General features: G+C 68.9%; 1 protein-coding gene. It reads right to left on the bottom strand.

The genetic code is table 11. The features are described from left to right. Positions 1-2: 2 nt before the first annotated feature. Positions 3-20846: a glycosyltransferase gene (locus AB0M24_RS05905; RefSeq protein ID WP_363761506.1), complete on the bottom strand. Its 20844-nt coding sequence runs from the start codon at positions 20844-20846 to the stop codon at positions 3-5. Positions 20847-20950: the final 104 nt, after the last annotated feature.

The following is a 20950-nucleotide window of genomic DNA, read 5'->3' as shown; positions in this document are numbered from 1 at the left end:
CGCTAAAGCATCGGTTCGTCCTGGTGTAGCCCCTGTGGTCCCTGGTGTGGCCGATAGGTCACCTGCCGGCCGTCCATCACCATGTCGATGTCGACGACGTCCTCGTACGGCGGCCCGATCGGCCGGATCAGGACCGGGTTCTGCCCGCCCTGGTGGATCCGCACGTTGGCCCTCAACTGCGTCCCGATGAGGTGCGCCACCAGGTCACGGGCGTTGCCGGCGCCGGCGTTCTCCATGGCGTTCGGCTGCATGTTCCAGTTGGCGTGCTCGGCCAGCGCCCCGCCCAGGTGGTTCTGGTGCATGGGCCTGTTCACGGTCCAGTCGGCGACGGCCCTGCTCACCGCCTGGTGCGTCGCGGCCAGCTGAGCGACCTGCCCGCGCAGCGCCGCCGGGTCGATGCCCCGTGCGTGCGCGATGGCGGCGTACAGGCCGTTGGGCGTCGACGGCCGCTGGCCGACCACGTTCTGCTCAAGGTGCTGCAGCTGCTGACGGATGGCGTTGAGGTGCTCGGGCGAGGCAGTCCCCGGTGCCGTGGGCGGCGTGGGGGCGGGGACGTTCGATCCCGGAGGATTCGCCGGGTCGTGCTTGGTGTACCTGGGCTTGCCGTCGTCGCTGGAGTGCCGGTCGACGTGCAGCGGCCCACCGCTGAGCGGGGTCTCCTTCCACTTCGCCGCTGCGGCCTTGTCCTTCTCCGTGGAGTTCTCCAGGACCTGCGGCTGCACGTCGTGCAACGGCATGACCGTCATCTCGGCCCCACCAGGACCGTGGACGGTGATCGGCCGGTTGAGCTGGGTCGCGAGCAGCTGGACCCCGAGCAGCTCGGCCCGCTCCGCCTTGGCCTTCTCCTCCGCCCTCTCCTCGGCGTCGATGAAGTCCTGCTCGGCGCGCTGACCCTCGGTCAGCTCGGCACCCGGCGTGCCGGTGTTGTCCACCGGGTGACCCGAGTCCGGCCTGGCCGTCGGGCCGGGATCGATGATCGCGTTGACCAGGTGGCCGTTCTTCAGGTCGTGTTTCTGGCGGTAGTCCGCGATCTGCGTGATGACGCTCTCGGACGCCATGGAGCTCTTCTTGAGCGTGTTCGCGCGGAGCTCCGCGGCTGTGGGGACGTTCGTGCCACCCGACTCCTGGACCAGCGCGGCGTGCACCGCGCTGTACATGCCGTCCGGCCGCGGCTGACCCACGTGCGGCAGGACGGACTGGAAGTGGTCGAACGTGCGGATGACGTCGCTGTTGTTGTCCGACAGCGCGGTGTTCGCCACCGTGGCCATCTTCTGCTGCTTGGCCGACGGGTCGATGTGGGTGAGTTCGTGTTCCTCGCGCGGCTTGAGCTTGCCCTTCGCCGGCTTCGGGCGTTCCGGCGGGTAGACGGTCGAGGTGTCGATCTGCGGATCGACGCCCATGTGCCCGTGGCCGGGAACCTCCTCCGAGATGGCCTTGTTGAGGGTGTTCTTATCCTCCCAGCCCATCTTCAGCGCGTCCACCTTCGACGGCGTCCAGCCGCCCTTCGGGTTGTCGCTGATGGCCTTGCCGGTCTCCGGGTCGTAGGTGTAGTCGTGCTGGATCAGCTGCTGCGGCTCGCGCGCGTCGTGGGGCTTGTTCGGGTTCTTCTTGGTGGGCCTCGCGATGTCCTGGAACTGGTTGCGGATGTCCGCGGGCGAGGTCTCGAACTTGGCCTTCTTCGACGCCTGTCCGGGGTCGCCGCCGAACGTCCTGCCCGCGACCGTCGTCAGCTCGACGTGCGACTGCGGCCACGACTTGCCGTCGTTCTTCGCGAAGTCGAACGCCAGGCGGGACAGGTCGGTGCCCACCGCGCCCTCGGCGAAGTCGGTGGAGAACGAGACGCCGCGCACCGGGTTGCTGTTGGTCTGCAGGTCGACCGCGATGGCCGAGTCGACCGCGTCGGAGTCGGAGTTCACCGGCGCCAGCTGCGTGTGGATCTCGACGATCTCGTCGCCCGCGAACCGGTTCATCGACTGGCCGAGACCGTTGAACTCGCCCAGACCCTCGCTGAACTTCACCTCTGGGTCGACGAGAGGAACGTTCGCGTCGATGAACAGGTTGGGCTCCGGCCAGTACGGCGTCAGCGGTGCCGAGTTCACCTGGCGGACCCGTGCGTTCATGTCGTTGGTCATCGCCTGCTCGAACTTGGCGATGAACGCGGCTTTGTTGTCGTCGTTGATGTGTTCCGCGGCCAGGTCCAGCTCGCGCTGCTTCTCGGTGCGGTCGTCCTCGTCCAGCTCCGTGTCGGCGTCGAGGTCCTCCTGCGCCTTGGTGATCTTGGCCTGGACGTCGTTGATCAACGTGGCGTGGTCGCCGACGCGGTAGCCGCCGCCGTGCATCAACGGGCGGATCGTGCCGATCTCAGGCGAGTTCAGCGTGTCGTTGAAGTGGGTGAAGACGTCCTTGCCCGACGGCACCTGGCGCGAGCCGGTGTCGAAGTCCTGGATCGAGATGTACGGATGCGTGCCCTGGGCGTTCAGCGCGCCCACGGCGAACCTCGTCGCGGTGCTCTGCATCGTCTGGTTGCGCATCTTGCCGTACGGGAAGTCCTTCTCCTTGAACTCCATCGGCACCAGCGCGATCGGCTCGCGGCGGTTGGCGACCACGACGTTCGCGTCGTCGATGTGGGTGTCCATGCCGTCGTTGTCGCCCTTGCGGCCGTTCACGCCGACCACGAACACCATGTTGTCGGCCAACGGCCCGGCGTCCGCGGTGATGGCGTTGACGACCTGCTCGAGCTGGCCCAGGTTCTCGTGGCTCACGATCATGTTGACCACGAACGAAGGCGGCCTGTCCTCGTTGACGCTCTTCTGCACGTTCTGGAGGTAGGTCTCCCTGGTGGGCAGGTCGAGCTTGCCCGCCGTCAGCGACCGGAACGCGCCGTTGATCCGGACGTTGTCGGTGCTCAGAGCGTTGAGCCTGGCCGTCAGCTCGTTGATGTCCGAGTCGGGCTCGCTCCGCGCGTCCATGTCGACGTCGCCGTCGGACTGGTCGGCCCACGTGTCCGCCGCGGGCTTGCGCTTCGACTGCGGCTCGGTGCTCGGGCCGGCCTCGTTGTCGGAGTCCGGTTCGGGCTCGTTGCGCTTCTGCGGCATCGGGCGCGTGTCGGCGGTCGGGATGGTTGGCCCGGTCCAGGCCGGCCCCGCCGTGTTCGCCCTGCCCGCTGGGTCGATCGTGGTGTCCGGCACCATCACCTGGCTGTTCGCCGTGCGTTCGATCATCCACAGGTGGCGTGGCCGGATGCCGGGGTCGTTCAGGTGGACGTCGTTGCCCATCAGACTGCCGTCGTCCTTGTGCACGCCCGAACTCGTGGCGTGCTGCTGGAAGACGCGGCCGGAGTCCTTGTACTCGTCCGCGATGCCCAGGTAGTGCAGGGTTTCGTGGGCGAGACCCTCGGGACTGGTGGCCGGGTTCCAGTTCGTCTGGTCGACCTTCGCGTTGTCCGGGTCGACCTTGACGATCGTGTGCGCGTCCGCCGGGTTGTCGGTGAACTCCAGGTTGAGGTGGAACTGGTCACCGCTCGGCAGCCGGAAACCCTGGTTCAGCAACGAGTTCACGCCGTTGGTGGCGTTGTCCTTGACCTGCTGCACCACCTCGGGGCCGACGTTCTCCGCCGGGTCGACGTGCACCTTGACCGTGTACTCCTGCACGAAGTTGCCAGGGGTGGTCTCGATGCGGCGCAGGTCGTAGCTGATCACGCCCTCGAACGACCTGACGTCGCCCGGGGTGCTGTCCGTGCGGACGTCGTGCACGATCTGGCTGACGCTGCGGACGTTCGTGTCGTCCCGGCGGTCCGCCCACGTGCTGCGGTCGGCCGGGTTGTTCGGCTGCGACCACTCGGCGGTCTTGGCCGGGTCGTGCCGCCACGACTCGTCGGTGCGGACGTCCTTGCCCGCGTGCGATTCCGGGGTGATGGCGGGCATGGCAGGCGGTGCGCCACCGCTGCGCACCGTGGGCGCGTTGGTGTCCGGCAGCGGCGGGGCAGGCGGAGCGGGCGGGGGAGCCTGGCGGTTGTACGTGTCGATCTCGTGGTCCACCTTGGCCTTGGCGTCCCACCAGTCCTTCTGCTTGGCGTCCGCCGCACGCCGGGCGTCGTCGAGCTTGACCTCCGCGTCCTTGATCGCCTGCTGCGCCGCGGCCTGCTCGGCCGTGAGCTTCTTGCGGGTCTCCTCAGCGGCGACTCGGTCGGCGTCGGCCTGGGCGACCTCCTGCTGCTTCGCCTCGAGCTCGGCCTTGGCCTCGGCGGCTACCTGGCGCTGGGTGTCGAGTTCCGTGTTGGCGTCGGTGAGTCGTTGCCGGGCGTCGGTCAACGCGTCCTGAGCGGTGCTCGCGTTCTGCGCGAGCTGGTCCAGCTCTGCCTGCGGGACACCACCGGCGATGTGGGCGACGTCGAGCTCGTCCTTCGCGACCAGCGCGTCGTGGTTCAGCGACTCGACCTCCGAGGTCAAGTCGTCGATCCTCGCCTGCGTCCGGTCCACGTCGGCCTGCGTCGTGCCCGCCTTGGTCTCCAGGTCCGGGAGCTCGGCGCGAGCGTCGATGCCGGTCTGGGTAGCGGTGTTCTGGTTGTTCGTCGCGGTGTTCAGCGGCTGGTCGGTCCTGGCCAGGACGGCGGCGGCCTCGTTGATCTTGTCCTGGGCGTCGTGGCGGGCCTTCTCGACGTCCTTCTCCGCGGTCCGCCAGTCGTCGGCCGCCTTCTTGACCTCGGTCTGGGCGTCCTTCAGCTCGTCGCCGAACTTGTGGTCCAGCACCTTCTCGACCGCGCTGTCCGGCATGCGCACGCCGGCCGAACCGGGCACGGTCAGATCGACCACGCCGGTCTTGCCGCCGATCGTCGCCACCACGCGGTACTCGACGTCGAACTGCACGAGCCCGGTGCGCGGCGCGTCCTTGGGCTTGATGTTGCCGCCCTCGGCCTGCGACGGGCCACCGGACACCGCGGCGGAGTCCTCTCCCGCGTGCCGCAGCTCGACACCACCGGTGCCGAAGTTGACCGTGTCCTTGGGAGCACCCTGCTTGACCGCGGCGCTGCCCTGCGCGAGCCCGACCGAGACGTCGGCCGTGTCGGACTTCTTGGCCTCGCTGGAGGTGTCCACGGTCTTCGTGGTCAGCGGGGTCTCGATCTTGACGCTGTCGCTCAGCGATCCCAGCTGCGGGTTGACGAGCTTCGCGTAGACCTTGACGTCGGCGTCCTGCCCGAACGTCAGAGCGGCTTCCTTGAGGCCCGGCACGTCCAACGGCCCGGACAGCATCGACGGCAGGTGCGGCTGCAGGTTCTCCGGGCTCAGCGTCGACAGCAGGCTGTTCAGCGACCCCGTGCCCTTGCCGGTCAGGCCCTTGCCCGCACCGGCCTCGGTCATCGCCTTCAGCGCCGCGTCCCGCAGGTCCTGGGCGCCGCGCAGGTTCTCCACCGAGGCGGTGGGAGGCAGCTGCGTGGCACGGGAGTCCTGCTGGAACTCGGACGTCGCCGCGGGCGTGCCGAACTCGCTGCCGCGCCTGCTGGCGGCCGACATGTACGGCTGCGGCGTGCCGTGGCCGGTGGCCGGTTGGGAGACCTTCTGGTTGTCCGCGTGCGTGCGGATCACCATCTCCTGCTTGCCGCTCGGCGCCCAGGCGACCTCCTTGGTGCCCTTCTCGACGACGAGCTCGAACTCGATCGGCACGGTGTAGCGCGCCGCCGGACCGCTCGCCGTGCGGCTGTTGCTGAACGCATCGTTGGTCGACGTGGTGACCGAACTGCTCTTGCTGGCACCGATGTTCGCGCCGACCGCGCCGCCCGCGGTGCCGGAGACGTTCGGGTTCGCGCTGCCAGGAGCGGCCAGACCCGGCGCCCGCACACCGACACCCCAGCCGGAGCCGCGGCCCTGGCCCTCGGACTCCTTGCGGGAGCCGCCGTTGTTGTGGGTCATGTCGATGCCGTCGTTGACGACCTGGTCGAACTGCGGCTCGCCCGCCTTGGCGCGCAAGGTGACCTGGTAGGAGTCCTTGCCGAACGTGCCGGGCTGGTGCACCAGCAGCGGCACACCGCCGTCCAGCGCGCTGTCGATCATCGCCTTGACGCTGGTCGGCGAGTTGAGGTCGACGATGCGCTGCAGGTTGCTCATGGAGTCCTTCAGCACCGAGTCCGGGATCAGCGAGTCGCTGCCGAACTTCTTGGTGTTGTTGGAGAGCTGGTGCGTGAGGTCGTTGACGACAGCGGACAGGTCCGGCACCGACTCCACGTTGGACAGACCGAGCGCACCCGGCTCACCGGCCGCCACCGTCGACGGCGGCGCCATCTTCGGGAAGTCCGGCTTGGGCACGTTCGGGCTCACCGTGGGCAGCGCGCCGAGCTCACGCGCGACGTCCTCGGACACCCGCACGAACACCGACTTCGGCATGTTCACCGTGACGCCCTCGGCGTTCGGCGTGCCACCGTGGATGAAGTTCCCGGCGCGGCTCTCGCCGACGATCGTGAACTCGGCGTCGATCTGGACCAGGACGGTCCGCGCCTCACCGGGCGTGGTCCTGCCGCGGTCGACCTTGCCGCCGATCTCGCTCGACTCGGTCTTGCTGTCCGACCACGGCGTGACCTTGCCGGTCACCGCGGCGCCACCGGACCCGCTCGGCTGCGACGGCGTACCCGCGGGCGGCGGGGTCACGTTGGGGCGCACCGGGATGTTGATGCCGCCGGTGACGTCGACCGACTTGCTGATCGTCGTCGACGCGCCGGCCTTGTAGCCACCGCTCACCGAGTTGTCCGCGCCGGTGGTGTCCGAAATGGACACCACGCTCGCCTTGCCCAGCTTGACGGACATGCCGATCGCGCCGGAACGGTCGGTGACGCGGCGGTCGTACTTGAGACCCTGCTCCTGCACGCCGGTCTCGACCAGCTTCTGCAGGTTCGCCTTGATGTTCTCCGGAGCGAACATCTTGTCGATCTGCGCCCGCGACGCGGTGCCCGGCACGGTCAGCGCCGAGTCGCCGTTCGCGGCCCGGTTCAGCGCGTCGATCGCCTGGTCCCGCAGCTCCGTCGTGTTCGCGACGGCCTCCACGTGCAGGAACTCCGGCGACTTCGGCCGTGCCTCCTTGGGGTTCAGCAGATCCTTGACGGTGGGGGAGTTCTCGATCTGCGTCGACTGCGGGTCACCGGGCTTGAAACCGTCGCCAGGGTCGTTCTTGAGCGTCGAACCCTCCGACACCCACAGGTTGACCTTGCCGTCGATCTTGTCGAGCCCGTCGCCGGTCTTGGCCACGGTCTGCGGTTGCGGCGACTGGGTTCCGGGCGCACCCGGAACGACGTTGCGCACCCACGTCCGCGGCCGCGTGAACGAGGTGATCTCGACCTCGAACTCGACGTCCTGCTGGAACACCTCGGCGTCCGCGCTGCCGGGGTTGGACGACGTGCTGCTGACCGACGGGCCCGCCGACGTCTTGTCCGCCTTGGACTGGGTGTAGGACACGCCGAGCTGGGGCATCGGGGTGAGCGAGGCGACGCCGGTCTTCACCGGGATGTTGACCCTGCCCTGGACACCGCCGGTCCAGCCCTTGGTCGTGGTGGTGTTGGCGTCGAGCTTCGGGCCGGTCGTCGTCGAGTCGCTGACCGCGTGCTTGTCGGCCTGGCCGAGGTGCTTCGGGTTGGTCAGCTTGGCCTTGACCGTGACGTTGACGTAGGTGTTCGTGGTCGCGCCGGTGTTCTTCAGCTGCACCTGGACACCCGGACCGAGCAGGCTGTCCATGTTCGCCTTCAACGCGGCGGGGGACAGGTTCGCGGTCAGCTTGCGCTGGTTCGCGAGCTGCTCGGCCACGTCGGCGAAGCCCTGGCCCTTGCTGCTGCGCGGGTTCGCGTCCGGGTTGTTCCACTTCGGCAGGAACTTCTCGAGACCGGGCTGCTCGCGCAGCTTCGACTCGACCTGGGCCTGCACCTTGGTGGCCGGCGTGAACTCGCCGACCTTGGCGTTGCCCGCGGCGAGCGTGTCCGCGAGGTACGGCGGCAGGAACTTGGTGTCCTTCGTCGCCGGGTCGGTGATCGTGTTCCTGGTGCCGTCCGGGGTGGGCAGACCCACGGCACCGGCCTCGTTGAGGCCCATGCGCATGTGGGTCTTGACCTCCATCGTGACGCTGTCGCCGGACGGCGTGCGCACCTCGACCTCGGTGGTGACCTCGTACAGGCCGGTCTCGGACTTCACGCCGATGCCGGTCTTGTGGTCGACGCTCGACCCCGCGCTCACGCCCTCGGCGGTGCGCGCGGAGTAGGTGAGGGTGCCGCCGACCGTGCCGGTGACAGTGCCGGGGACGCCGATGTTGCCGCCGAAGCCGCCCGTGACGTCGAACCCGGTCTTGGTTGACGCGGACACACTGCTGCCCCAGGCGGAGGTGTCCTTCAGGTCCAGCGCCGCGCTGTCGTGCGTGCCGATGAGCTTCGCGTCCTTCAGCGTCGCGGACATCTGCACCGCGCCGCCCTTGCTCGCGTGCGGGCTGACCAGGTCCGGGGACGTGACGAAGCCGCCGAGCATCGCGGGCAGGTTGTTGCGGATGGACGTGGGGCTCAGGAAGTTCTGCAGCACCTCGCGTCCGGGCGAGCCGACCTTGGTGATCGACGGGTGCAGCTTCGCCGCGACGTCGGAGAACGCCTTGCCGGAGTCCTTGACCACCACGGCTTCCGGCACCGCGTTCTCGAGCTTGGTGCCCCAGGCGGTGTCCGCCGGCGCGACCTTGCCGGACGTCTTGCCGGAGTCGACGATCGTGCTGAGGTCCGTCGGGACCTGCAGGGTGACGTCGGTGCCGGTGGTCACCGCCGCGAACTGAGTGGGCACACCGGCCGCGTTGTTGACCACGATCGAGTACGTGACGGGAAGCTTGACTTCCTTCGAGCCCTCGCCGGACTTGATCGCGCGCTGCTCGGTGACCGTGTTCGTGGTCGCCTGCGACACCGCGGGCGTCGCGAGCGCCGCCTTGCCGCCCAGCGAGCCGTACGGGCCCATCGCGACACCGGCCGTGGCCGAGCCGCCGACGTCGTTGGACGTGGCGATGGTGTTGGTCGTGGTGGAGGCCGCGGCGGCCTGGTAGTTCTTGTCCACCTTGGTGTCGGCCATGTCCTTCGCGGCCGTGTTCGTCTCGGTGTGCATCTCGGCGCGGACGTTCGCCTCGAACCAGGAGTTGCCGATCTTCACCTGGAAGTTGCGGCCGGTGCCGAGGAACGTCTCGAAGTCGTTCTCCAGCGCGCTCTTGATGCGCGCAGCGTCGTCCGGCTTGATGCCCTCGATCTTGCCCACGACCGCGTCGGCGCCGTGCACGTCCTTCGGCACGATCGAGCCGAGAGCCTTGTTCTCCTGGAAGAAGCTCGGCAGGTTCGTGTCCGGCACCTGACCCACGGGCTGCGGGTTCATGGTGGCCATCGGGATGGGCGGGTTCGGCGTCGGGCGGCGCCACGGTGCCGGACGCGTCTGCGCCTCGGGCTCGGGCGGTGCCGAGCGCGTCTGGACGTCCGAGTCGGCCCTGGCGTTCTGGACCTCGTGGGTGAAGTCCAGCAGGTTCGTCAGGTGGCCGGTCGGGTGCCCGCCCGCCTGCGCGTCCTGGATCTGCTGCTCGACATGTGTTTGCACGGCCGCGATGTCGGCGTCGCTGAACTGACGCCAGCCGTACGAGGTCGGGTTGTTGTTCTGCTGCAACGCGTACGACGTGAGTGCCGCGTCGCGGTTGTTCGTGAGCTGGTCGACCCGGTTCTGGGCGCGCTGGACCTCGCGGTCGGCGATCTCCCGGCGGGCGGCCTGATCGTCGAGCATGTCCTGGGTCTTGAGCGCGTCCGGCATCAGGTCCGCGGCGTTCCACCGGTTCCTGGCGGCCTCGGCCTTGGCGAGGTTCGCCTGGGCGGACTGCGTCGCGCGGTCGTAGAGCTGAGGACCGGCGGCGGCGTTGCGGTTGGTGTCGATGGCGTTCTGGATCGCGGCGGCCCGGTCCGGGTTGTTGCTGTACGCCGGGTTCTGCTGCATCTCGCGCAGAGCTGTGTTGTCCAGGCCGTAGAGCGAGGCCTCGAACGAACGTTGCGGCGTGCCCTCGTGGATCGGGTCGAAGCCGCCGGGGATGACCACGTCCACGTCCGGCACCGTCGGCCGGGCAGACGGGTCCTGCATGAACGGCCCGCGTTCGGGACGACGGGGCTCCGGCGCCGGAGCGTTCTCGTTCTGCTGCGGGGTTTCGACTGCCGCGTCGGTGTCCGAGTGGACCGATGCCGAGTCGTCCACCTGGACCGCCGGCGCGGCGTTCTCGTTCAGGCCGAACGCGGTGTCGATGTCGATCCGCATGCCCGACAGTTGGTCGCGCAGGTGGTCCAGCTGCGGGTTCGGCTGGCCGGCCGCGTTGGCGTCGTTGGTCAGCTTCGTGACGTGGGCCTCCAGGTCCACGATGTCCTTGGGCGACAACGACTGCCAGCCGGGTGCGTTCAGGTCCGCCGGCAGGTTCAGCGCGTACGCCGTGAGCGCGTCGTTGCGGTCGTACTTCAGGTTCAGCAGCTCGTTGTTGAGGTCCATCTCGTGCAGCAGGAGCTTGTTCTGCTCCGACTGGCGGTGGGCCTGGTCGGTGCGCATCAGCTCGGTCTTGAACGCGTCCGGCAGCGCGTCGGAGATGTGCTTCAGGTCGTTGATCTTGGTCTGGGTGTCCTTGACCTGGCCTTCGAGGTCCCGCACGTGCTGCTCGAGGCCGCCGGGGTTCTGCGCGGCCTGCTGGTTGCGGGACATCTGGTCGATCTCGTACGAGCGGGTCTGGTGGTCGCGGTACTCGGTCGCCAGCGCGTCGAGCTCGGCGGGCGTCTTGCCGAACAGCGAGGCCTTGAACGCGGCCTCCTCCCGCCGTGCCTGCGCCTCACGGGCCGCCTGGGCCGCCGCGGCCTCCTGCGCGCGGGCCTGCTCCGCCGCCTCGCGCTCGGCGGTCCTGGCCTTGGCCGCGTCGTTCCTCGCCTGGATCCCGTCCAGCAACTGCTGCGCCCTCTGCACGCGCAGCGCCTTGTCGACGCGGTTGCTGTAGGCGGGGTCGTTCGCGATCTCCAGATGGAGCTCGGACTGCTTGACGAGCGCCTCGGCTTCGACGATCTTCGCGTCGACCTCGGCCGCGCTGAAGTTCCTGCCATCGCCGAACCAGCTGTTCATGAAGCCGTTGAAACCGGTGAAGTCTTCCTTGGTTTCGCGGAACTCCTGCAACAACCCGTTGGCCGTCTCGACCTGGGCGGTCAGGCCGTCCACACCGTGCAGGCTGATCTGGGCCATCGCGATCTTCGCGTCGGCCTCGTTCTGCACCCGCTGCTGCAACGCCTTCAGGTCGGTCGCGTCGTACCCGGCGCGCTCCGCGGCGGCGATCTCCTGGGTCAGATGGGTGTCGAGCTGCGCGAGGGCGTTCGGACCGAGCTTCGCGAGCCCGTCCGCCTTCGGGCCCGCGACGTGGGTGTCGACGGCGTGGACCAGGCTCGGCCTCGTGCCCGCGTCCTTCAGGGCGTCGATCTGGCTGTTGGCGCTGTCGCGGAGATCGGTGAGCGTCGCGACCTGCTCCTTGATCGCGGCCTCGTTCGCACGATCCTGCTTGGTCTGCAGCGCTTCCGGCTTCCAGGTGCCCTTGGACTTCGCTTCGTCGATCCGGCTCTGGAGGTCCGCCGACCGTTGCGCCAGGTCGTTCACGAATCCCTGGGGACCGCCCGGATGCCCGGCCGCACGCTTGATCAGCGCCGCCTTCTGCGCCGCGTCGTACAGGCCGCCATCGTTCTGGCGGTTGTCGTACAGCTGGCTGACGGTCTGGTTGATCTCCGCGGCGGACTTGGCGCTGAGCGAGGCCTCCAGACCGGCGCGCACCTCCTGGGGCGTCGGAGGTCCGGCCGTAGCGGTGTTGGTGTCGACGTCGGCGGGGAAGCTGCCGGGGAGGTTCGGGGTGTCCGTCTGCACCGGCCGCGTCTGCACGTCGGGGCCCAGGTCGACGTTGCTGCTGACGTTGCCGTTGGTGCCGGTGTTGGTGTCCGTGGTGGGGGCGGGCGGCGTCCAGCCCGCGGGCGGCGGCACGGTGGCCGGGCCCGCCGGGTTGATCGTGGTGTCCGGGACCATGACCTGGCTGTTGGCCGTGCGCTCGATCAGCCAGAGGTGGCGCGGCCGAATACCGGGGTCGTCCAGATGAACGTCGTCGCCCATCAGGCCGCCGTCGTTCTCGTGGACGCCCGAGTTCGTGTCGTGCTGCTGGAAGACCCTGCTCGAGTCCTGGTACTCGTCCGGGATGCCCAGGTAGTGCAGGGTTTCGTGGGCGAGGACCTCGGGACTGGTGTCCCCGTTCCAGTGGGTCTGGTCGACGTTGGGGTTGTTCGGGTCGACCTTGACGCTCGTGTGGGCGTCGGCCTTGTTGTCGGTGAACTCCAGGTTGAGGTGGAACTGGTCACCGCTCGGCAGCCGGAAACCCTGGTTCAGCAACGAGTTCACGCCGTTGGAGGCGTTCTGCTTGACCTGCTCGATCACCTTCGGGTCGGTGTTCGCGGCAGGGTCGATGTGCACCTTGACGGTGTACTCCTGGACGAAGTTGCCGGGAGTGGTCTCGATGCGGCGCAGGTCGTAGTTGATGAGTCCCTGGTAGGACTTGATGTTGGTCGGCGTGCTGTCGGTGCGGACGTCGTGGACGACCTGGTCGACGGTGCGGACGTTCTTGTTGTCGCGGCGGTCGGCCCAGGTGCTGCGGTCGGCCGGGTTGTTCGGCTGCGACCAGTCGGCGGTCTTGGCCGGGTCGTGCCGCCACGACTCGTCGGAGCGAACGTCCTTGCCCGCGTGGGACTCCGGGGTCGGCGGGGTCATGGCGGGCGGTGCGCCGCCACCGCGGACCTGCGTCGGCGCGTCCGGCGGTGCGGGGCGCGTCTGAACATCCGGGTCGCGCGGTGCCGGGCGGGTCGAGGAACCCTCACCGGGGTCGTTGTGCACGGTGTAGCTGGTCTTGCCGTTCGCGTTCGGGCGCGCGTCGAGCTCCAGCGGCGGCGGGAACGTCGGCGGCCTCCAGTTCTGCGCCTTCTTGATGTCCGCCGGCTTGGACTTCGAGTTGGTCTCCGGCCTGGGCTCGAAGAACGGGTCGATCGTCTTGACGCTGCCGTCCGGGCTGTGGATCGTCAGCGGCCGGCCGATGTCCGTCGCGAGCAGCTTCGCGGCCAGCTCCTCGGCCTTGGCGGCCTTGGCGTTGTCGGCCTGCTTGTCGGGCGTGACGTCCGCGGGGTCGATGGGGTTGGCGCTGGTGTTCGGCTCGACGAGCGCGTTGACCAGGTGGCCGTTCTCGAGGCCGTGCTCCTGGCGGAAGTTCGCGATCTGCTTGGTGATCGCGGGGGACGCGGTCGATCCCTTTTGGACAGCACCGGTGCGCAGGTCCGTCGCCGGCTTGGGTGCCGACGGGGTCGGAACCGCTTTGCCCTTGCCCTTCTTGGAACCGGACGGGGCGGGGTTGGCCGCCGCGTCCTTCACCATGGCGTCCTCGACGGCCTTGAAGATGCCGTCCGGGCGCGGGTCTCCTGCGATGGGCAGCACGCCGTGCTCCAGCGTGCCGAACGTGCGAATGGTGTTGGCCGGGTTCGACGACAACGCGAGGTTGAGCATCGCGGCCATCTTCTCGTTCTTGGCCGTCGGGTCGATGCCGATCGTGCCGTGCCCCTGGACCGGAGCGGACACCGCCTGGTTGAGGGTGTTCTTGTCCTCGGCGCCGAGCTTCGTCGAGTCGTGCTTCTTCGGGTCCGGGTTGAGATCCGGGTTCCAGCCACCCTGCGAACCGGTGTGCGTGTGCTTGCCGGTGCTCTCGTCGTAGCTGTACTGGTGAGTCGTGACCTGCTGGGACTCGCGCTGCTCGTGGGGCTTGTTGTTCGGGTTCGGCGCGCCGTCCTTGCCCGGCTTCTTGTCCTGGAACTCGTCGCGGATCTTCGCGCCGGACACGCCGCCCTTGGCCGCCCTGTCGGCCTTGTTGTCCACCTTGCCGGTCACCGGGTCCGGCGGCGCGCCGTACATGCGGTTCGTCACCGAGGTGAGAGCGACGTGCGACTGCGGCCACGACTTGCCCTCGCTCTTGGCGAAACCGAGCGCGAGACGGGACAGGTCGGTGCCGACGGCGCCGTCGGAGAAGTCGCTCGTGAAGTTCTCACCGCGGTAGGGGTTGCGGTTGTTCTTCAGGTCGACGTCGATGCCGGAGTCGATGGTGTCCTTGTTGATCGCGGCGTCGGTGAGTGCGTCGATCGCCGCCTGGGGCGCGTTGGGGTTGATGTCCTTGACCGCGGCCTCGATCTCGGCCCTGACCCGCGCGGTGTCCTCGTTCGCCTTGGCGATGCTGTTGTCGAGCGACTCCAGGGTCTTCGCCTGGGAGGGGCTCGGCGTACCGCCCTGCTTCGCGATGTCGGCTTCGAGCTGTGCCTTGGCGTCGGCGAAGGAGTCCTGCGGCTTCGGCGGCGGGGGCAGCTGGTTCTCGTGGATCTCGACGACCTCGTTGCCCGCGAACTTGTTGATCGACTGGCTGAGACCGGCGAACTCGTTGCCGTCCTTGCTGAACTTCACGTCGGTGTCGACGACCACGACGTTGGCGTCCATGAAGAGGTTGGGCTCCGGCGAGTACGGCAGCAGCGGCGCCGAGTCCTTCTGGCGGCTGCGCGCGTCCATGTCGTCGCTCATCGCCTGCTGGAACCTGTCGGCGAAGTCGGGCTGGTTGATCTGCTGTTCCGCGACCCGCAGCTCTTCCAGCGCCGCGTCCTTGTCCGCGGGCTTCATCTTGGCGTCGCCGTTGATCTTGGCGCGTTCCTTGTCGATCCGCGTCTGCGTGTCGGTGACCAGCGCGGCGGGGTCGCCGACGCGGTAGCCGCCGGAGTAGAGCAGCGGACGGATCGGGCCGACGTCCGGCGGGTTCAGCGAGTCCTTGACGTGGTTGAAGATGTCCTTCGTGTCACCGGTGACCTTGCGCGAGCCGGTGTCGAAGTCCTGGAACGAGATGTACGGGTGCGTGCCCTTGCCGTTCATCGCGCCGATGGCGAACGTGTTGGCAGAGCTGTGCATCGTCTCGTTGCGCATCTGGCCGTAGGGGAAGCCCTTGGCCGGGTCGAACGTCTGCGGCACGAGCGCGATCGGTTCCGGCCTGCCCGCGATGTCGGTGTTCGCGTTGGCGATGCTGGTGTTGATGTCGGCGTCCGACCCGATGGGGCCGTTCACGCCGATCACGAACACCATGTCGTTGGCGAGAGGCCCGGCGTCCGCGGTGATGGAGTTGATGACGTCGTTGATCTGGCCCAGCTGACCGTGGCTGACGATCATGTTGACCACGAAGGACGGCGGCTTGTTCGCCTCGACGCTCTCCTTGAGCTTGGCGAGGTAGTTGTCCTTGGTGGGCAGGTCGAAGCCGTCTTTCCCGAGGTTCTGGAACGCCGGGTTGTAGGTGATGTTGTCCAGGTTGAGGTCGTTGAGCGCGTTGGTGAGCTCCTCGACCTGGCTGTCGTTCTCCACCTCGTTCTGGACGTCGGTGTCCATGTTGTCGTCGACCTGGGTGTCGACGTCCATGTCCACGTCAGTGTCCACAGTGGACGGACCAGCGTTGCTCGGGCCCGCTCCCGGGTCGTACGGGGTCGGGTCGAACGGCGCGCCGTGGTGCTTCGGCTTCTTGTGCTGTTCCGCGTCCGACTCGACGTCGCTGTCGCTGTCCCAGCCTGCCTTGTGCTTCTCGGCCGGCATGGGGCGCGTCTGGACTTCGGGCTCGGGCTTCGTGTCGGACTTGGTGTCCGGCTTGGTGTCAGGGGCGGGTGCGGTGTTCGTGCCGGTGTTGGTGTCGACGGTGGTGTCGGCGTTCGTGTCCGGTGCCGGCTTCGGGGTCCAGCCCGGAGGCGGTGGCACCGTGGCCGGGCCCGCCGGGTTGATCGTGGTGTCCGGGACCATGACCTGGCTGTTGGCGGTGCGCTCGATCAGCCACAGGTGGCGCGGCCGGATGCCGGGGTCCGTCTTCGGGTTGTTGAGATCGGCGCCCATCATGCCGCCGTCGCCCTGGTGCACGCCGGAGTTGCGGTCGTGCTCCTGGAAGACCCTGCTGGAGTCCTTGTACTCGTCCGGAATTCCCAGGTAGTGCAGGGTTTCGTGGGCGAGGACCTCGGGACTCGTGTTGGGGTTCCAATGGGTCTGGTCGACGTTCTTGTTCTCAGGGTCGACCTTGACGGTGGTGTGCGCGTCCGCCGGGTTGTTCGTGAACTCGAGGTTGAGGTGGAACTGGTCACCGCTCGGGAGCCGGAAACCCTGGTTCAGCATGGAGTTCACGCCGTTGGAGGCGTTGTCCTTGACCTGCTGCACGACGTTCGGGTCGACGTTCGCGGCGGGGTCGACGTACACCTTGACGGTGTACTCCTGCACGAAGTTGCCGGGCGTCGTCTCGATGCGGCGCAGGTCGTAGTTGATGAGTCCCTGGTAGGACTTGGGGGTGCTCGGCGTGCTGTCCGTGCGGAGGTCGTGGACGACCGTGTCGACGGTGCGGACGTTCTGGTTGTCCCTGCGGTCGGCCCACGTGCTGCGGTCGGCGGGGTTGTTCGGCTGCGACCAGTCCGAGGTCTTCGAGGTGTCGTGCCGCCACGACTCGTCGCCGAGGACGTCCTTGCCCCGCGGGGACTCCTGGTTCGGGGTGTTGGCGTCGCTGTTCGGGGTGTTGTTGTCGTCCGGCGCGGGACGGGTGGGGTCGGCGTCGAGCTGGGACTCGCTCTCCGGCGTGATCCACTCGAGCCCCGACCACTTGTTCTTGAGGTCCGGGTCGAACAGCGAGCTGAAGTCGCCCTTCTCGACCAGCGGCACCTCCTTCGGCAGGTACGAGACGCCGGGCTCCGCCTTGAGACCGTGGTGGTCCATCGTGAACTGGCCGACGAGACCGGTCTTCGGCTTCATGTTGGGGTCGACGCTCTCGACGAGAACGTTCGGCCCGGAGATGTCCGGAGCCTGTGCCTTCAACTGCGCGTTGAACTCCGCCGGCGGCAGGTTGTAGCTCTGCAGGCTCTCGAACTTCTGCGGGATGATGTCCGCGAACTTGTTGATGAAGGCGTTGTCCGCCGGCGCGACGATGAAGTTGTTGTTCAGCTCGCCCTTGCCGTACTGGATGTCCTCGGCGGTCTTCAACTCCGTGCCGGGCGCGGGATTCTGCCCCTTGAGCGTGTCGTTGAGGCTCTTCTGGTCCCTGATGCGCGGCGCGAACACGGGCACGTCCGTCGGCTGCATCTTCATGTCGCCGATGCTCTGCAGATCAACAGCGCCCGGCCGGATGTCGACGTCGAGGTACACGCCGCCGTTCTTGGCCAGCACGGCATAGCGCGAGATGTCCGCCGCCAGGTTGTAGGCCTTGGCGTCGGGGTGCTGCGCGGCCGCGTACACGTCGTTGATCGTCGTCCGGGTGTCCGTGCGCCCTTGGACGTCGTTGGACAGGTCGTTGACGAGACTCGGCGTGTCGGTCCGGATGTCGATGCCGGCGTTGTTGAGGTCCTGGATGACCTGCGGATCCCAGCCGTTCGCCGAGCTGTCCGTCCAGAGCGTGGCCTTCCACTGCTGGTCCGGGTTGGCGTTGTTGTTCTCCTGGACCTTGGCGCCCCACTCCTTCATGCCCTGCACGGCGCCGGCGCTGGGAGTGTTGCCGAACCAGGCGAAGTGCAGCTCCTTCGGCACCTCGACCTTGCCGGCGTCGCCCTTGTTCTGGACGGCCTGGTCGTACTGCTGCTGCAGCTCGGCCTTGGTGTCCGGGTTCTGGATGCGGTTGATGAGAACCCGCGCCTTGCCCGGCGTGCCGTCGTTGACGGCGGTGTCCACATGGGCCTTGAGGGTGTCGATGTCGACCGAGTCGGGGGTGGCGCCCTTGCCCACCAGGCCGACCCAGGGGTCCTGCGGGGTGGTGTTCTGGTTCGTGTTCTGGTTTGGCGCGGGTGCCGGGGCTGGGGTGGTGACCGCCGGGGGCTTGTTGAACAGCCCCTTGATGAAGTCGATCCCGAGCCACTTCTTGATGAAGGCCCGCTTCTTGCCCTTGCCGCCGTCCGGACGTGGCTGCGCCTGGTAGTTCTGCGCGGCCGGGTTCGACCGCGGCAGCACGCCGGGAGGTGCCGGTCGGGTGTTGACGTTCGTGTTCGCGTCGACGTTCGGGGCGGGCGAGACGATCGGCGGGGCGACGACGAGGTCGGGTGCGGCGTTGGGGTTCGTGTTGCTGTTCGGGGCCGGGTTCGGGGTCGGGCTGGGGGTGGGGGCGGGCCGGGTTTGCACGGCGGGGTCGCCGGGCTTGGGGCCGTTGGTGCCGTGGACGTCGGCGCCGGGCACGTTGGCCGGCGGAACGTTCGTGGGCGGCACGTTCGCGGGTGGAACGTTGGCTGGCGGCACGTTGGCCGGTGGGACGTTCGTGGGTGGGACGTTGGCCGGCGGAGCGTTGGTCGGGGGAACGTTCGCGGGCGGGACGTTGGCCGGCGGGACGTTCGTCGGCGGGACGTTCGCGGGTGGTGCGTTGACCGCCGGGGCAGGGGACGGTTTCGGCTGCGCGGCCGGCGGAACGTTCGTGTCGGGCTTGGGGGAGCTGACCGGCGGCGTGTTGACGTTCGGGTTCGGCGACGGCGTGTTGGCCGGTGGCACGTTGGTCGCCGGGTTCGGCGAGGGCGTGTTGACCGGTGGCGTGTTGACGTTGGGATTGGGCGACGGCGAGCTGACCGGTGGCACGTTGGTCGCCGGGTTCGGCGTGGGCGTGTTGACCGGTGGGACGTTGGTCGCCGGGTTGGGCGAGGGCGTGTTGGCCGGCGGCACGTTGGTCGCCGGGTTGGGCGAGGGCGCGTTGACGTTCGGCGCGGGCGACGGCGCGTTGACCGGGGGCGCGGCGGGTGCTGGGCGCGACTGCACGGGCGGTGCGGTATTCGGAGCCGGTGTGGTGGTGCTCGGGGTGTTGACCGGCGGCGGACCTGCTGCTGGGCGGGTCTGCGCGGGTGGCGGCGTGTTGGTGTTCGGGGCGTTGGTGCCGGGCGTGTTCGTGCCTGGTGCGTTGGCGCCAGGCGTGTTCGTGCCAGGCGTGTTCGTGCCAGGCGAGTTCGTGCCGGGTGCGTTGGTGCCGGGCGTGTTGGTGCTCGGCGCATTCGGGCTTGGCGTGTTCGGGCTCGGGCTGTTGGTGCTTGGCGCCGGGGTCAGCGGGGTTGGCTTCGGGGCCGGTGGAGGCGTCGACGGCGAGGTGCCTGGCGCCCTCGTGATGGTGTTGTCCGGGGTGGGCGGCTTGGGCGCGTCGAACACGCCCTTGTTCACGTTGGGGCCCTGGCCGAACTTGTTGCCGCCGCGTTCGCCGCCGGTCGCGCCTGGGGTGGCGCCGGGGGCCATGGGCGGGGCTGCTGCTCCTGGGGCGGCGGAGACGGGTGGCGTGACGCCGGGTGACGTGGCGGGGCGGGGGCCGCCGGTCGACGGAGACGTCACCGCGCTCTGCGAACCCGGCGTCGTCGGCGACTGCGTGCCGGGGGTGCTGGCGGGGGCTGGGCCCATGCTGGGGGTGAAGGGGGCCGGGGTCTTGCCGGACGAGCCGCCCGCAGGAGGCGGGGTCGCGCCCGCAGAACCGGTCGGCTTCGGGGCTGGTGGGGGTGTGGAGGGGGAGGTGCCGGGTGCCTTCGAGATGGTGCTGTCGGGCGTGGGGGGCTTGGGCGCGTCGAACACGCCCTTGCCGCCGCCGGTGCCGAACTTGCTGCCGCCGCGCTCGCCGCCGGACTGGCTGCCGGGGGTGCCGCCCATCGGCGGTGCCATGCCCGGCGTCGCGCCGGGCGTGCCGGGGACACCGGGAGTGCCAGGGCGCGGGCCGCCGCTCGTCGACGGTGACGTCACGGCGTTCTGCGGGCCGGGTGAGGTCACACCGGGCTTGGGACCTGAGGAGCCGGGAGCGTTGCCCAGGCTCGGAGTGAAGGGCGCGGGCGTCTTGCCACCGGACGAACCCGGCGTCGCACCACCCTTGCCGCCACCACCAGGAGAGGCGGGAGAACCAGGCTTCGTGCCACCGGGAGGCGGCGCGAGGCTGGGCGTGAACGGCGCGGGACCCTTGCCGCCGGGACCGGCACCCTTCGGCGTCGCACCACCGGGAGGCGGAGCCAGGCTCGGCGTGAACGAGGCAGGCCCGCCCTTGACGTTGGGAGTGGCACCGACGGACGGACCGCCGGGACCCCCCTTGCCACCACCGGCCGGGTTGACCCCGCCGCCCTTGACGTTCGGCGCGGAACCGACAGGCGTGCCACCGGGAGGCGGCGCCAGGCTGGGCGTGAAACCGGCACCACCCTTGACGTTCGGAGTGGCACCGACGGACGGACCGCCAGGACCCCCCTTGCCACCACCGGCGGTGTTGACGCCGCCACCCTTGATGGCGTCCGGCCCGGTCACCTTCGGTCCACCTTGGACGTTGCCGCCCGACGTGTTGACCCCGCCGCCCTTGATCGAGCCGGGTCCCTGAACTTGAGGGCCGCCCTGGACGTTGTTGCCCGCGGTGTTGACGCCACCGCCCTTGATCGAACCGGGTCCCTGAACCTGAGGGCCGCCGGGCGTGTTGTTGCCCAGGGTGGTGTTCGAGGCGCCGGGTGGTGGCTTGGCGTTCGTGGAGGTGTCGAACGAGTTGAAGCTCTTCTGCTGGCCTTGGTCCGTGTTGGTGAACGTCTGGTGCGTGGCCTTCAGGTTCGACTGGACGTCGGTGAACGCCTTGGCGCCCTTGTCCGCCTGCGAGACGGCGTTGTCGTTGGACGCGTTGAGCGCCGGCACCGCGAACAGGCCGATCGGGCCCAGCGCGTTGCCGGAGAAGTTCAGGCCGCGCAGGCCGCTCGAGATGCTCGACAGCCGGGACCCCAGGTCACCCGCCTTGTTCTGCAACCCCTGCATCGAGGAGTCGCTCATGGAGAAGCCGCTGTTGCCGGTGGGAACGTTGCCCCCGCCCGTCCCCGTCGAGGGAGCTGGTGACGGTGGGTTGGGCGCCGGCGCCGGGTTCGGGTTCGAAGACG

The organism is Lentzea sp. NPDC051838 (assembly GCF_040681245.1).
Lineage (GTDB): Bacteria > Actinomycetota > Actinomycetes > Mycobacteriales > Pseudonocardiaceae > Lentzea.
Note: the sequence above shows the minus strand (reverse complement) of the source record. Positions and strands in the feature narration are given on the sequence as shown.

Excerpts from the sequence above, each read along its gene's own strand:
- AB0M24_RS05905 (WP_363761506.1), bottom strand. The coding sequence starts at position 20,846 with ATGAGCGACTCCTCGATGCAGGGGTTGCAGAACAAGGCGGGTGACCTG.